13 protein-coding genes and 1 tRNA gene are annotated in these 15,497 nt (G+C 46.5%); 12 read left to right on the top strand and 2 right to left on the bottom strand.

What is annotated here, in order from left to right:
* Positions 1 to 21: 21 nt before the first annotated feature.
* The 6 genes from hutC (at position 22) to F7R24_RS09580 (ending at position 6,846) form a co-directional block, all read left to right on the top strand.
* On the top strand, positions 22 to 735 hold the full coding sequence (gene hutC, locus F7R24_RS09605) for a histidine utilization repressor (protein ID WP_151671038.1): 714 nt from the start codon (positions 22 to 24) through the stop codon (positions 733 to 735).
* A gap of 149 nt (positions 736 to 884) precedes the next feature.
* Positions 885 to 2,099, top strand: coding sequence for an imidazolonepropionase (hutI, locus tag F7R24_RS09600; protein WP_151671037.1), 1,215 nt, complete (start codon positions 885 to 887; stop codon positions 2,097 to 2,099).
* On the top strand, positions 2,096 to 3,049 hold the full coding sequence (gene hutG / locus F7R24_RS09595; RefSeq protein ID WP_151671036.1) for a formimidoylglutamase: 954 nt from the start codon (positions 2,096 to 2,098) through the stop codon (positions 3,047 to 3,049). Before hutI ends, hutG begins: the two co-directional genes overlap by 4 nt.
* 39 nt (positions 3,050 to 3,088) lie before the next feature.
* Entirely contained in the window at positions 3,089 to 4,795 is a 1,707-nt protein-coding gene (gene hutU, locus F7R24_RS09590) for a urocanate hydratase (protein WP_151671035.1), read from the top strand.
* The gene (gene hutH / locus F7R24_RS09585; RefSeq protein ID WP_151671034.1) at positions 4,792 to 6,327 is read left to right on the top strand and encodes a histidine ammonia-lyase; all 1,536 of its coding nucleotides are present in this window, start codon (positions 4,792 to 4,794) and stop codon (positions 6,325 to 6,327) included. The genes hutU and hutH overlap by 4 nt, the downstream gene beginning before the upstream one ends.
* A 156-nt stretch (positions 6,328 to 6,483) precedes the next feature.
* The gene (locus F7R24_RS09580) at positions 6,484 to 6,846 is read left to right on the top strand and encodes a RidA family protein (RefSeq protein WP_151671033.1); all 363 of its coding nucleotides are present in this window, start codon (positions 6,484 to 6,486) and stop codon (positions 6,844 to 6,846) included.
* Positions 6,847 to 6,872: 26 nt separating this feature from the next.
* Here F7R24_RS09580 and F7R24_RS09575 read toward each other — a convergent pair whose 3' ends face one another.
* Positions 6,873 to 8,105 carry a DEAD/DEAH box helicase gene (locus F7R24_RS09575; protein WP_151671032.1) on the bottom strand — a complete coding sequence of 411 codons (1,233 nt, stop codon included), beginning with the start codon at positions 8,103 to 8,105 and terminating at the stop codon, positions 6,873 to 6,875.
* Positions 8,106 to 8,296: 191 nt separating this feature from the next.
* Here F7R24_RS09575 and F7R24_RS09570 point away from each other — a divergent pair, with 191 nt between their 5' ends.
* Complete coding sequence (locus tag F7R24_RS09570) at positions 8,297 to 8,686, top strand: glutaredoxin family protein (protein WP_151671031.1); 390 nt, start codon at positions 8,297 to 8,299, stop codon at positions 8,684 to 8,686.
* 71 nt (positions 8,687 to 8,757) lie between these two features.
* On the opposite strand, the gene F7R24_RS09565 is transcribed toward F7R24_RS09570, so the two are convergent.
* Complete coding sequence (locus F7R24_RS09565; protein WP_151671030.1) at positions 8,758 to 10,257, bottom strand: aldehyde dehydrogenase; 1,500 nt, start codon at positions 10,255 to 10,257, stop codon at positions 8,758 to 8,760.
* A 118-nt stretch (positions 10,258 to 10,375) separates the two neighbouring features.
* Between F7R24_RS09565 and F7R24_RS09560 the strand changes: the two genes are divergently transcribed.
* From F7R24_RS09560 to F7R24_RS09540, 5 genes are all read left to right on the top strand, one after another.
* The gene (locus F7R24_RS09560) at positions 10,376 to 11,659 is read left to right on the top strand and encodes an NAD(P)/FAD-dependent oxidoreductase (RefSeq protein WP_151671029.1); all 1,284 of its coding nucleotides are present in this window, start codon (positions 10,376 to 10,378) and stop codon (positions 11,657 to 11,659) included.
* Between the two features lie 14 nt (positions 11,660 to 11,673).
* Positions 11,674 to 12,546, top strand: coding sequence for an N-carbamoylputrescine amidase (gene aguB, locus F7R24_RS09555; protein WP_151671028.1), 873 nt, complete (start codon positions 11,674 to 11,676; stop codon positions 12,544 to 12,546).
* Positions 12,546 to 13,670 (top strand): agmatine deiminase, encoded by a 1,125-nt coding sequence (gene aguA / locus F7R24_RS09550; RefSeq protein WP_151671027.1) that lies wholly within the window; start codon positions 12,546 to 12,548, stop codon positions 13,668 to 13,670. The genes aguB and aguA overlap by 1 nt, the downstream gene beginning before the upstream one ends.
* Positions 13,671 to 13,758: 88 nt before the next feature.
* Positions 13,759 to 13,834, top strand: a tRNA-Phe gene (locus F7R24_RS09545).
* Positions 13,835 to 13,986: 152 nt separating this feature from the next.
* Positions 13,987 to 15,468, top strand: coding sequence for a diguanylate cyclase domain-containing protein (locus tag F7R24_RS09540; RefSeq protein WP_151671026.1), 1,482 nt, complete (start codon positions 13,987 to 13,989; stop codon positions 15,466 to 15,468).
* Positions 15,469 to 15,497: the final 29 nt, after the last annotated feature.

Below are 15,497 nucleotides of genomic sequence, written 5' to 3'. Positions count from 1 at the left end.
CCGATAATTGCAGGTATTGCAGTGACCTCATCACCACGCTATTTACAAATCAAGCAGCACCTTTTAGATGCCATACATTCTGGGCACTATGCTGTACACCATAAAATTCCGGCTGAAGAGCAGTTAGCAAGAGATTTTAATGTTAGCCGCATGACAGCCAACAAAGCGATTCGTGATCTTGTGCAAGAAGGCTATTTAGTGCGTCAAGCCGGCTTAGGCACTTTTGTCACCGACCGTAAATCAGAGTCACCACTGGCGGAAATCAACAATATCGCCGAAGAAGTCCGCTCAAGAGGACACCAATACAGCAATACAGTGATTTTATGTGAAGAAGTGAGTGCAGATGATGAAATCGCACTTCGCCTAGGTGTTCGCGTCAATAGTCGTGTTTTCCACAGCGTTATTGTTCATCTCGAGAACCAACTTCCTATTCAATTGGAAAATCGCTACGTCAATCCACGCTGGGTGCCGGATTACTTAAGCTCTGACTTCTCGGTGCAAACACCCAACGAAATACTGGTTAACGCCTGCCCAATTACAGACTTAGAGCATGTCGTAGAAGCGGTTTTACCCGATAGACAATCAGCTCAATGGCTTAACATCTCTGAAAATCAGCCCTGTCTCAGCATGATTCGCCGTACTTGGTCGGGCGATCATCTGATCAGCTATGCAAGACTGCTTCATCCTGGGGATCGATACAAACTACGCTCGTCCTCAAATTCTAATAAAGATTAATGTATATACATTAATAAATTACCGCACAACGCAATATTTAAGCGCAGTTAGCCATTAGAACTCTTACCAAAATCACTTGACACCCATACCGAAATGATTAATTGTATATACAATAAATCATAAGAATCGTTACCAACGAGGGCCTCGACATGTCAGACGAAGAGATAAAGCGCACACTCTGGACTGAGATCACCCTATTTGATGGTCAGATGACGCATGACCAAAAAATGGCGCTACTGGTCGAGAATGACCGTATTGCGATGATCAGCCCTATGTCCGACCTTACCCCTGACGTTTCAGAGTCTGCTGACGAAGTTTATAGCGGCGGTGTCATCACTCCGGGTTTGATTGACTGCCATACCCACCTGATTTTTGGTGGTTCAAGAGCCGATGAATTTGAGCTACGCCTTGAAGGCGCCAGCTATGAAGAGATTGCACGTAACGGCGGCGGTATCTTAAGCACGGTGCGCGCCACACGTGCAGCATCAGAACAAGCACTATTTGAAGCAGCGCTACCGCGTATCCAGGCACTGATTAATGATGGCGTTACAACGGTTGAAATCAAGTCTGGCTATGGCTTAAATCGAGTCGACGAACTAAAAATGCTGCGTGTAGCTAGGCGGCTGGGGCAAGAACTTCCGATACAGGTTGTGACCACACTATTAGCGGCACATGCGTTGCCGCCAGAGTATGCGGATAATGCAGATGGCTATATCGAACTCATCTGTAACGACATTTTACCTGCGGCAGTGACTGAAAACCTTGTCGATGCGGTGGATGTCTTTTGTGAAGGCATCGGCTTTAGTGTCGCTCAATCAGAGCGGCTTTTTAGAGCAGCTCAAGCCTACGGTTTACTCGTTAAATCACATGCCGAGCAGCTGTCCAACCTAGGCGGTGCCGCACTGACAGCTAAGTATCAGGGCTTATCCGCAGACCATATAGAATGGTTAGACGAAGCAGCAGTGCGCGCAATGGCAGCTTCAGGAACCGTTGCAACGCTGTTACCGGGAGCCTTCTATACGCTTCGTGATACCCAAGTACCTCCGATTGAACTACTGCGGCAGTATCAAGTACCCATGGCACTCGCCACTGACGGTAACCCAGGGTCATCACCTATCTTTCAACTGACACTGATGCTCAATATGGCCTGCACACTGTTTCGTTTAACCCCAACAGAAGCGTTACAAGGTGTCACTTACCATGCAGCAAAAGCCCTTGGCTTAAAGCATCAAGAAGGCAGCGTCACGGTAGGACGTAAGGCTAACTTTTGCCTTTGGAATATTAACAATCCAGCAGAACTCGCCTATTCGATACAGCCAGGCAGGCTGAAACAGCGTGTTTTTCAAGGGGAGATCAATCGATGAGTCATATCACTGCTACCGACATGATGTCTTTATGGAAAGGGCGACAGGACCCTGAACCTAACAGCACACGCTGGCATCAGATGATCCAAGCTATCTCTCTGGATAAGCCAGCGGGTGTGGCATTGCTTGGTTTCGCTTGCGATGCAGGCGTACGTCGAAACCAAGGTCGTATTGGTGCTGCTGTGGGCCCTCATGCACTTCGACAACAGTTGATTAATCTTCCTTGGCTACAAAGCAATCCACTCTATGAATGCGGTGATATTGTGTGCGTAGAGGACGCCTTAGAACAGGCTCAAGTCGACTTTGCTGAAAATATTACCCATCTTCTTGATCAGGGACACTTTCCTATTGGCTTAGGAGGTGGTCATGAAATCGCCTTTGCTAGCTGGTCAGGATTGTCTAATCACATTAAAAAAAGTGAAGCTAAACCTCGTATTGGCATTATCAACTTTGATGCTCATTTTGACCTTCGCGATCCAAACTGTCAGCTAACCTCTTCAGGCACTCCCTTTGCTCAAATAGCCGAAGTATGTGCTCACCATCACTGGAAATTCGAATATGCGTGTCTTGGTGTCAGTCGTATGAGTAACACACCAGCGCTTTTTGAGCGCGCAGATAGGTTAAAGGTTTGGTATCAAGAAGACTTACAGATGACATCAAAGGACCTTCCTAATTTACAAGCGCAGCTTGAGCGATTTATGAATCAATGCGACCACCTATACCTAACCATTGATTTAGATGTTTTCCCGGCTGCACAGGCACCAGGCGTAAGCGCCCCGGCTGCCCGAGGGGTCAGTCTAGAAGTGATCGAACCCTTACTGATGCAGATTCGTGATAGCGGCAAACTACGCTTAATGGATCTAGCTGAACTTAACCCTGAATTTGATCAAGACGCGCATACAGCACGCCTAGCCGCGCGCCTTGTTCATCAAATCACGCTTAATCGCTAATTTAAGCCATCAACTAACAAGAAATAAGAGGTTTCCAATATGAATGCCCCACACACACTGAATGATTTACGTCATGATGCTAGCCGTGTCATTAAAGCACCGACGGGTACGACACTGAGCTGCAAAAGCTGGTTAACCGAAGCGGCCATGCGCATGTTGATGAACAACTTGCACCCAGACGTTGCTGAACGTCCTGAAGATCTGGTGGTTTATGGTGGCATTGGTCGTGCTGCACGTAACTGGCCTTGCTTCGATAAAATTGTTGAAGTACTCAAGCGTTTAGAAAATGATGAAACCTTGTTAGTGCAATCAGGGAAGCCTGTTGGCGTTTTCAAAACACATGCCGATGCACCCCGCGTGTTAATTGCCAATTCAAACTTGGTACCTCATTGGGCAACCTGGGAACACTTCAACGAATTGGATCGTAAAGGTTTAATGATGTATGGCCAGATGACTGCTGGATCGTGGATCTATATCGGCTCACAAGGCATTGTTCAAGGGACTTACGAAACCTTTGTTGAAGCAGGGCGCCAGCATTATGACGGTAACTTGAAAGGTCGTTGGATTTTAACCGCTGGCTTAGGTGGAATGGGTGGCGCTCAACCACTGGCAGCCACCCTTGCTGGCGCTTGCTCTTTAAATATTGAGTGTCAGCAAAGCAGTCTCGATTTCCGTCTACGTACTCGTTATTTGGATGAACAAGCCACAGACTTAGACGATGCCTTAGCACGCATAAAACGCTACACAGAGGCAGGTGAGGCCGTATCTATTGGTTTATGTGCCAACGCTGCTGATGTGCTGCCTGAACTGGTTCGCCGTGGAATTCGTCCCGATATGGTTACCGATCAAACCAGTGCGCACGACCCGTTACATGGCTATTTGCCAGCAGGCTGGACATGGGAAGAATATGTTTCACGTGGAAAAACCGAACCAGACGTTGTCGTTAAGGCGGCAAAACAGTCCATGGCGGTTCACGTTAAGGCGATGTTAGACTTCCAAGCACAAGGCATTCCAACCTTTGACTATGGCAACAATATTCGTCAAATGGCTCAGGAAGAGGGTGTCAGCAACGCTTTCGATTTTCCAGGCTTCGTTCCTGCCTATATTCGTCCATTATTCTGCCAAGGTATTGGACCTTTTCGCTGGGTGGCGTTATCCGGTGATCCAGAAGATATCTATAAAACCGATGCTAAGGTTAAAGAACTGCTTCCTGACGATAAGCATCTGCATAATTGGTTGGATATGGCGCGAGAGCGTATCAGTTTCCAAGGCCTTCCAGCGCGCATCTGCTGGGTCGGTTTGAAAGACCGTGTTCGCTTAGGTCAGGCGTTCAATGAGATGGTACGCAATGGTGAACTTAAAGCGCCCATCGTGATTGGACGTGATCATTTAGACTCCGGATCGGTTTCTAGCCCCAACCGTGAAACAGAAAGTATGATGGATGGATCAGATGCTGTGTCAGATTGGCCGTTATTAAATGCGCTTCTCAATACCGCTGGGGGTGCAACCTGGGTATCTTTGCATCATGGTGGCGGTGTTGGCATGGGCTTCTCGCAACACTCAGGTGTCGTCATTGTTGCCGATGGTACCGATGCAGCACATGCGCGTTTAGGTCGTGTACTGCGGAACGATCCAGGTACGGGTGTTATGCGACATGCGGATGCAGGCTACGAGATTGCACAAAACTGTGCCCACGAAAATGGTTTAGACCTACCCATGATTGATGCTGAAGGAGTGTCTAAATGATTTCATTATCGATCCAGCCTGGAAAACTGACACTGACTCAATTGCGTCAAGTCTACAATGAACCCGTTCACATTCAACTGCCTGAAAGCGCCAACAAGGCGATTGAAGCTTCAGTAAACTGCGTGAATCAAGTGGTTGAAGAAAACCGCACAGTCTACGGAATCAATACTGGCTTTGGCTTACTGGCACAGACTCGCATTAAAAAAGAGGATTTAGAGAGCTTACAGCGCTCTTTGGTCTTGTCTCATGCCACCGGATTAGGTGAGCCCATTTCAGACAAACTCGTGCGTCTGATCATGGTATTAAAGGTCAATAGCTTGGCGCGTGGCTTCTCCGGCATTCGTCGATCTGTACTTGATGCACTGATCACGCTGATCAATAAAGAGATCTATCCTCGTATTCCTTTACGCGGCTCTGTTGGTGCATCGGGAGACTTGGCACCGTTGGCCCATATGAGTGCAGTGTTACTGGGTGAAGGGCAAGCCCGCTACCAAGGACAGTGGATCAGTGCCAGCGAAGCGCTGAAAATCGCTGGCCTACCCACACTATCCTTGGCACCGAAAGAGGGCTTGGCGCTGTTAAATGGGACGCAGGTGTCGACTGCTTATGCATTGCGTGGGCTTTTTGAAGCGGAAGACCTGTATGCCGCTGCAACCTTGTGTGGTTCGTTAACCGTGGAAGCGACTCTCAGTTCACGCAGTCCTTTTGATGCGCGCATACACGCTATTCGTGGGCAACAGGGACAGATTGATGCTGCTGAAGCCTATCGCTTCCTACTTCAAGATCGTAGCGATGTCAGTGACTCTCATAGTGATTGCGATAAAGTGCAAGACCCTTACTCGCTGCGTTGCCAACCGCAGGTCATGGGCGCTTGCTTAACACAGATTCGCCAAGCGGCGGCTGTTCTTTTGGTTGAATCCAATGCTGTGTCAGATAATCCACTGGTGTTTTCGGATTCTGGCGACATTATCTCTGGCGGCAACTTCCATGCAGAACCGGTGGCCATGGCTGCCGACAACCTCGCATTAGCCATTGCCGAAATTGGTTCATTAACTGAGCGTCGTGTCTCTTTGATGATGGACAAGCACATGTCTCAGCTGCCTCCATTTTTAGTGGAAAATGGTGGGGTGAATTCAGGGTTTATGATCGCACAGGTCACGGCAGCCGCCTTAGCCAGCGATAACAAAGCGCTTGCACACCCACATAGCGTTGATAGCTTACCTACGTCGGCAAACCAAGAAGACCATGTTTCCATGGCCCCTAATGCTGGCAAACGTCTGTGGGAAATGGCTGAAAACACCCGCGGTGTTATTGCCATTGAATGGCTGGCGGCGTGCCAGGGTTTAGACTTCAGAAAAGGGCTTAAAACCACTGCAACACTTGAAAAAGCACGTGTACTGCTCAGAAATAAAGTCGCCTACTATGACAAGGACCGCTTCTTTGCACCTGACATACAGTCGGCTATCGACCTATTGGAATCTAACCAACTTAACAGCTTGATTCCCGAAGGACTGCTGCCAAGCTTTGCTTAATTCACGCTGCTAAGGGTTAAATGCACACTCTTAAGCTCTAGCACTAACCTGCACTAAAAAGAGCAGAGGTACTCAGGACTGGATGAGTACCTCTGCTCAGGTCAGCGTAAATCTGGTAAGGTAACTACCCCGTTTTATCCGAGAGAGGTCCTTTTCATGACAATTCATCGCATTAATCCCTGCAAACGTTGGTCTGATATTACCGTATTTAATGGTACGGCTTATTTTGTAGAAGTACCGGAGTCAGATTTAAGTGCGGATATTCAGGGTCAGCTCGCCCAGATTTTTGATCAGGCAGAAGCTGCGTTAGCAAAGATTGATAGTGATAAAAGCCGTATTTTATCTGCTACGATTTATATTACAGATTTTGCCAATGTCGCCGCACTGAACGAAGTCTGGGATGCTTGGTTTCCAGAGGGTACGGCACCGAGTCGTGCGTGTGTGAAAGCGGAACTGGCCAACCCTGATTATCTTGTTGAAATAGCCTTTACCGTTGCCGCTGGATCTAAATTTCCGTAAGCCGATGCACTGCACGTAAACTCGTTTTAACGGGCAGCTGCTTCTCGTAGTTTATCTTTTTTACTTTTTCGCTTCCCTTTAACGGGAAGCTGACCTTTAGCTGGCGTTGACTCTGAAATCGTTGTTCGTTCAAAGCCTGCAATCTGTTCAAGCGAAACGTTCAACTGGTTCCGTTTAACGATCAGTTTGAAATGAGCATCATTGTCCGGGTCAACAAAAGTGAAGGCGGTTCCTGCTTCTCCAGCCCTTGCCGTACGGCCTATGCGGTGGACATAGTCAGCGGGTGAGCGGGGTAAATCGTAATTCACCACAAAGGGCAACAAAGGGATATCTAAACCTCGCGCCGCTAGATCGGTTGCGACTAAAACACGAATCTTGCCTGCTTTGAAAGCTGCTAGCGTCGCATTTCGTTCAGTTTGTGGCTTATCGCCATGCAAGGTATCCACATTAAAGTCATACTTGTAGAGCTTATCTGCCACATTTTCTGCCGTGCGTTTACTGGCGACAAATACCAAAAACTGTGCACCACGATTTTCTGCCAATAAATATCTTAATAGAGTCGTTCGTTGCGCTTTATCGACCTCAATGGGGCGCTGAATTAAGCTATCGGGGAGCTTATTCTGCCGTTCAATCTCTATACAGACTGGATTAAACAGCAAACGATCGATTAACACATCCAGCTCTTGAGGAAAGGTAGCCGAAAACAGTAGATTTTGACGTTGAGCAGGCAAAAGGTTCATTATGCGCTCTAATTCATCAGCAAAACCCAAATCCAGCATACGGTCCGCTTCATCTAAAACCAGATACTCCACCTGATCCAAACGAATCGCGTTTTTCTCGATCAAATCCAACAGACGACCCGGTGTTGCCACCATCACATCGCAACCCGCGAGCATCGCCTGCATCTGCGTATTGATCGATACACCACCATACACGGCAAGGGTTTTTAAGCGTCGAGGATAATCCAGTGAGTATTCTTGAACGGCTTGTTTGACTTGGACAGCCAGCTCACGGGTAGGCACTAATATTAATGCGGTCACCTGATGACTGTGCGGTCTAGTATGATCGCGTAATTTTTCCAATAACGGCAGGACAAAAGCAGCCGTTTTTCCAGAACCTGTTTCCGCGGCTGCTAATACATCACGCCCTTCCAATACAGCGGGTATCGCTTGTTCTTGAACCTTCGTTGGCGCTGTATAGCCCAGCTCATCCAGTGTGTGTTGAAAAAACCCGGAGAGGCCTAATGCAGAGAAAGACATAATGTAAAAGATACTCAATAGAATTAAGGGTAAATTCTAGCAGATTTGAACGCCAAATGACCTAAATGAAGAGCAAGACACAACGCAGAAAAAAGAGTGATAACATGCTATCCTTTCGCCCCTGATTGTTATCAGTCTCAACCTATTCATATTGATGGAACCAAAGCGTTCCCAAACAAAACAGGTTTACCATGCGCATTGTTATCCGAACTTTCTTTCGCCTTCTTCGTATCATCCTAACGCCGATTATGTTGCTAATGGAAAAGCTAACCACACCTAAAGTAGCCATCTCACGTTCTCCTGAACAACAAGCAATCGTCGATACTGCCACTGATAAACTCGCACTCTATCAATTCCAAGCCTGTCCTTTTTGTATCAAAGTACGCAAAGAGATTGCTCGCTTAGGGCTTAATATTGAAATTCGTGATACACAACATGATCCTGCGCATCGACAAGCACTTCAAGCGGGTGGTGGAAAAGTGACTGTACCCTGTTTGCAAATCACCGATGATCAAGGACAGGTAACATGGATGTACGAGTCTAACGATATTATTGCGTGGCTAAACAAGCAGTTTGGCTAGGCGTTAAGCCAACCTTGGTAAAAAGGGGCAAGTTAATTTAACTGCCCCTTGAAAGAAGTAAGTACTTACAATCAGTAAAGTTCAATCCAAGTAGCTTTTAACTCAGTGTACTTATCGAATGCGTGCAATGACTTATCACGACCATTCCCCGATTGCTTAAAGCCACCGAAAGGCGCGGTCATATCGCCACCATCATAATGGTTAATCCACACACTGCCAGCACGAAGCGCTTTAGCAGTTTTGTGTGCTTTGTTGATGTCAGCTGTCCATACACCGGCTGCCAAACCATAAATACTATCATTGGCAATAGCGATGGCTTCTTCAACACTAGTGAATGGGATAACAGATAGCACGGGGCCAAAAATTTCTTCCGCAGCAATCGTCATTTTGTTATGCACATTATTAAAAACCGTTGGCTGAACAAAACAACCACCGGTTTCTTGCATGACTTGATGACCGCCGGTTGCTAAGTCAGCGCCTTCATTCTTACCGGCTTCAATATAATGAATAATCCGCTCAAGTTGAGCTTTATCGACGATAGCGCCACAGGTGGTTTTCGGATCCAGCGGATGACCGGGTTGCCACTTTTTCAGGGCTTCGACCACTTTTGCTACAAAAACATCTTTAATGCTATCTTCGACTAGCAGACGTGTACCGGCAGTACAGACTTCACCCTGGTTATAAGCAATCGCTGAAGCAGCCTCTGCAGCGGCACGATCCAAGTCTGGGGCATCAGCAAAAACAATATTAGGGCTTTTACCACCCGCTTCCAGCCAAACACGCTTCATATTGGATTCGCCTGCATAGATCATTAATTGCTTAGCAATACCCGTGGATCCAGTGAATACCAAACAATCAACATCCATATGCAGCGCAAGTGCCTTACCTGCAGTATGACCATAACCCGGTAAGACATTAAAAACCCCATCAGGAATACCGGCTTCTTTTGCTAATGCCGCAAGACGAATCGCCGTCAACGGAGACTTTTCAGAAGGTTTTAAAATAACTGAGTTACCGGTTGCTAATGCGGGCGCCAACTTCCATGACGCCATGATCAATGGGAAATTCCAAGGCACGATAGCACCGACGACACCGATAGGCTCACGAGTAACCATACCAATCTGATTAGCCGGAGTAGGCGCTAACTCATCATAAACTTTATCGATCGCTTCAGCGGTCCAACTCATCGCACGAGCGGTAGCTGGGACATCACCTTTCAATGAGTGATTAATGGGCTTACCCATATCTAGGGTTTCAAGCAATGCCAGCTCTTCTTTATGCTCTAGAATAAGCTCTGCAAAGCGTAGCAACACTTTTTTACGACGTGTGGGGGCGGCATCACGCCAAACACCGGATTCAAAACTTTTACGCGCTACTTGCACGGCCAAATCAACATCGGCTTGATCGCAAGAAGCGACCTGCGCAAGAACCTTACCGTCCAAAGGACTGATGGATGCAAAGGTTTCACCTGAAACAGCATCGCAATATTGGCCATTAATAAAGGCTTGACCATTAATTGAAAGAGACGCCGCCATGGCTTCCCAAGCGTCACGTGTTTTTATTGTGGACATAAGAACCTCATCAGCTGAAGATATAGCAATATCATAGCAGGTAAATTCCAACTGTAACCCGCTTTAAAGAAACGTTTTTCTAGCATAGACTGAATATTATTTGTAAAGAGAGGTTGTAATGACAGCATTTGAACCGGTTCCATCCTACTATGCCGCTTCTGCCAATCCCGTTCCCGAACGCCCAGCACTTCGAGAGCATATTGAAGCAGATGTCTGCATCATTGGTGCAGGTTATACAGGGCTTTCGACGGCGCTCTTTTTAGCTGAGGCAGGTTTTAAAGTTGTCGTACTTGAAGCCGCCACTGTTGGCTGGGGAGCGTCTGGTCGTAACGGTGGACAAATTGTAAATAGTTATAGCCGCGACTTAGACACCATTGAAAAACAAACCTCTGCGGGTAATCTAAAACTTTTAGCTGAGATGGCCTTTGAGGGCGGACAGATCATTCGTGATCGTGTTCAGCAATATGACATTCAGTGCGACTTAAAAGATGGCGGAGTCTTTGCCGCCATTACCGGTCAACAGATCAAGCACCTTGAAGCACAACAAGCTTTATGGAAGCGCTTTGGCTATGACCAATTAGAAATTCTGGATGCTAATGGTATTCGCTCTGTCGTCGATACCGATCGTTATGTCGGCGGAGCACTGGACCATCGAGGTGGACATATTCATCCATTAAATCTAGCACTCGGTGAAGCAGCTGCACTGGAATCACTGGGTGGTGTTATTTACGAACACTCTGCGGTTACTGACATAAAACAGGGTGAACCCGTTCAACTGGTTACCGCTAACGGCTCTGTGAAAGCCCGCTTTGCCGTGGTTGCTGGTAATGCTTACTTAGGTGACCTGCTGCCTCAACTCGCCTCAAAATCGATGCCATGCGGCACACAAGTGATTACCACTGAACCCTTGAGTGAAGAGGTGGCTGCTCGTCTGCTTCCACAAGATTATTGTGTAGAAGACTGTAACTACCTGCTGGATTACTATCGACTGTCAGGTGACAAGCGCCTTATCTATGGCGGCGGCGTGATTTATGGCGCACGCGACCCCGATGATATTGAACGCATTATTCGCCCTAAAATGTTAAAAACCTTCCCAGAGTTAGAGAAGGTTAAAATTGAATATACTTGGACAGGTAATTTTTTGTTAACCCTGTCTCGTTTACCGCAAATGGGCAGAATTGGTAGCAATGTCTATTACTCCCAAGGCTGCTCAGGCCATGGTGTCACCTTTACCCATGTCGCTGGAAAAGCTTTGGCACTCGCGATTCAAGGTCAAGCAGAGCGTCTGGATGCCTTTGCCAGCCTACCGCATTATCCTTTCCCAGGTGGTCGATTATTCCGTATTCCCTTTACCGCTTTGGGGGCAACCTACTACACCCTTAGAGATAAGTTAGGGATCTGATCAGGAGTTTATTTATGCGTAATGTCACAGTTGCCGCCACACAAATGGCTTGTGGTTGGGATGTAGAAGAAAATATTAGTCACGCTGAAGCATTGGTAAGAGAAGCACATGCACAAGGTGCTCAGATTATCCTGTTACAAGAACTATTCGAACGCTGCTATTTCTGTCAAAAACAGATTTATGATTATCTGAAATTTGCCACAACTATTGAAGAGAATCCTGCTATCGCTCATTTCAGTGCGCTTGCAGCTGAACTTCAAGTGGTATTACCTATCAGCTTCTATGAACGTTGTAATAATGCGTTTTACAACAGTATTGCCATTATTGACGCTGATGGAAGCATTCTAGGCATCTATCGTAAAAGCCACATACCAGATGGCCCGGGCTATTCGGAGAAATTTTACTTCACCCCAGGCGATACTGGATTTGAGGTTTGGGACACTGCTTACGCTCGTATCGGTGTTGGTATCTGCTGGGATCAATGGTATCCAGAGTGTGCTCGTGCCATGGCATTAATGGGTGCAGAACTGCTGTTTTATCCAACGGCAATTGGCAGTGAACCCCATGACACTGGATTAGATTCTCGTGACCATTGGCAAACCGTTCAATGCGGGCATGCGGGTGCGAATTTGGTTCCGTTAATTGCCAGTAACCGAACAGGGCGTGAAACCGAAGGTGACTCTTCCATCACTTTTTATGGATCTTCATTTATTGCCGATGAAACCGGAAAACGTGTACAAGAATTTGATCGCAACGATACAGGCGTTTTAGTTCACAACTTTGATTTAGATGCCATTGCTCATAAACGCCATAGCTGGGGGGTCTACCGTGATCGTCGTACCGACCTTTTCCCTGTGCTGTTGAGCAAAGATGGAGAAACTTGGTAATGGCAAGTGTCACTCTTAGCAGTACTCCGCAAGCCGATGGTTTTAGCATGCCAGCGGAATGGCAGCCACACAAGCAAACCTGGATGATTTGGCCTGAGCGCACTGATAACTGGCGTTTAGGTGCAAAACTGGCACAGAACGCGTTCTGCAACGTGGCAAAGGCTATTGCCGAGTTTGAACCGGTCACGATAGGAGTCTCCGCTCGACAATATGAAAATGCAGCCGCACACTTAGCTGAATATCCCGCCATACGGATTGTCGAGATCAGTAACAATGATGCTTGGATGCGTGACACTGGCCCTACCTTTGTTCGCAATGCAGCGGGTAAAGTCAGAGGCATCGATTGGGTGTTCAATGCCTGGGGAGGCTTGCAAGGTGGCTTGTACTTCCCTTGGGACCAGGATGATTTAGTCGCTCGTAAAGTGCTGCAAATTGAGGGTATCGATCGCTACCGTGCTGATATCATATTGGAAGGAGGAGCCATTCATGTCGATGGAGAAGGGACTCTACTGACCACCGAATACTGCTTACTCAATTCAAACCGTAATCCTGAACTCACTAAAGAGCAGATTGAAGAGCGGATGCGGGAATATCTCGGCATCGAAAAAGTACTTTGGTTACCGCGCGGCATAGTAGACGATGAAACCGACGAACATATCGACAACGTTGCCTGCTTTATTGCCCCCGGTGAAGTACTACTTGCTTGGACGGATGACTCAAGCGACCCTCAATATGCTCACTCAGTGGCAGCATTAGAATACTTAAGCCAGCAAACAGACGCGCAAGGGCGGCCAATCAAGGTGCATAAGCTGCCTGTGCCAGGTCCCTTATACATGACTGCAGAAGAGGCCGCTGGAGTCGACCCTATTGATGCCACCCAACCTAGAAGGGAAGGTAATCGCCTAGCTGGCAGCTACATCAACTTCTTGTTCTGTAATGGTGGAATCGTCATGCCTGCATTTGATGACCCAATGGATAGTGTGGCTAAAGAGATAATCCAATCACTTTGCCCGGATCATCGAGTGATTCAAGTGCCGGGACGAGAGATTCTTCTGGGCGGTGGAAATATCCATTGCATCACTCAACAACAGCCTATCGACAACTGGCTGTCGAAAACTGCTTAGTTAGTGATCAATATTGAAAATATTTGCAGAAAATTGATAAAGGTGTTGACGTAAGCGCTTAAATTTATTTTAATACGCGCCTCGGTTAGCCCGGATAGCTCAGTCGGTAGAGCAGAGGATTGAAAATCCTCGTGTCGGTGGTTCGATTCCGCCTCCGGGCACCATTACTTTAAAAGCTTGCACTCAAATGCAGGCTTTTTTTGTTTATGAAACACGATATCAAACAATCTCGTCACATTGTTTTACGCTCTAAGCGTTTAATTCCGGATCACTCGGCACTACACTCAAACGCATACACCTCAATTGGTAAATAAATATGCATGAAGCAAGCCGGCCCTCATTTGCCGTTACTAATTTAGTGCTTATCAAGATTTTTCTAGCGACCTTTCTTTACCTGCTTTTAACGTGGATTATTTTAACCCTGTTTTCTCCAGATCGCGGAGCTACTCTATTTTACTTAACAACCGGTTACGCACTCGCTATCGTTCTACTAGGTGGCAGGGTATTTTTACTATCGGTCTTAATAGGCTCTCTTACGGCCAACCTTATTTTGGGAGACCCGCTGTTTAGTAGCCTGATTGGGGCATGCGGTTCAGCAGGCAGTGCATGGCTGGGCAGCAAACTCATTGGAAATATTAACAACTTCGATAAGCGCTTAACTCGGCTCAAAGATACATTACATATTTTTGTGTACGGCGGACTAATTGGTTGCGTTATTTCGCCACTAGCTGGTACAAGTATGCTATTGATTAGAGGTATTATTGAAGCCAATGACATTGTTCCTACAATGGCAACCTGGTGGCTAGGGGATGTGCTAGGTGTTGTACTTTTAACTCCAGCAATACTTCTATGGGCGGACTTCATCAAAACACGCCGCACCTTGATGAGTAACAGCTCGATTTTCGAAGAAAGATTATTTGAACTAGTCAGTCTATTTAGCCTTACATTTTTGATTTCTTGTATCATTTTTTTTGATCTTGGACGCTTACAACTAGATGCCCCAAAACAACTTTGGCTAGACCTGGTTGCTGAACCTTATTGGCTATTCCCACTGGTAATCTGGTCATCGCTGCGATTTCATCAACGCATGGTGTCAATACTGATTATCATGATTGGAGGGATAGCGATCATGGGCGCCTATCAAGGCCTAGGAGCTTTTCATGCAGAAGACTTGAGTGCTAGCTTAATAAGTTACTGGGGGTTCATGGTCATTTTGTCGATTACTGCACTGTTATTAAATGCCTTTTTAGCTGAACGTAGAGAGGTAGAACAACAGTTACACAACAGTATTTTGGCACTTAATCAAATGGCTAATTATGATGCACTGACTGGGCTACCTAATAGAAGCTTACTTCTAGACCGACTTCAGCAAACGTTAGCCTACAGTCGTCGACATCAATCCACCTTTGCACTGTTATTCATTGATCTTGATGGATTTAAACAAGTAAATGACCAGTTTGGTCATGGTGTTGGAGACGAATTACTTAAAGCTGTCTCAAAACGAATGCGGAAAGAGTTACGAGAAATCGATACTTTATCGAGAATAGGTGGTGATGAGTTCGTTGTATTGATGCAAAACATAAATAAACAGGAGCTAGAGTTCGTTGCACAAAGACTATTGAAGTCTGTTGCTATGCCAATTTTAATTGACCAACTCTCCATTCAAATTTCGGCTAGTATTGGGGCAAGGTTGAACAACCCAGATACTCAACATGATCATCAATCATTACTGAACCAAGTTGATCAAGCCATGTACCGAGCAAAAGCTGCTGGTAAAAATAACTACATCATTGATTAAGTATATATTTCAACATTTGGAGTTCCATC

The organism is Nitrincola schmidtii, from assembly GCF_008973715.1.
In the GTDB taxonomy this organism is placed as follows: domain Bacteria; phylum Pseudomonadota; class Gammaproteobacteria; order Pseudomonadales; family Balneatricaceae; genus Nitrincola; species Nitrincola schmidtii.
This window is presented reverse-complemented; position numbering and strand designations above follow the sequence as displayed.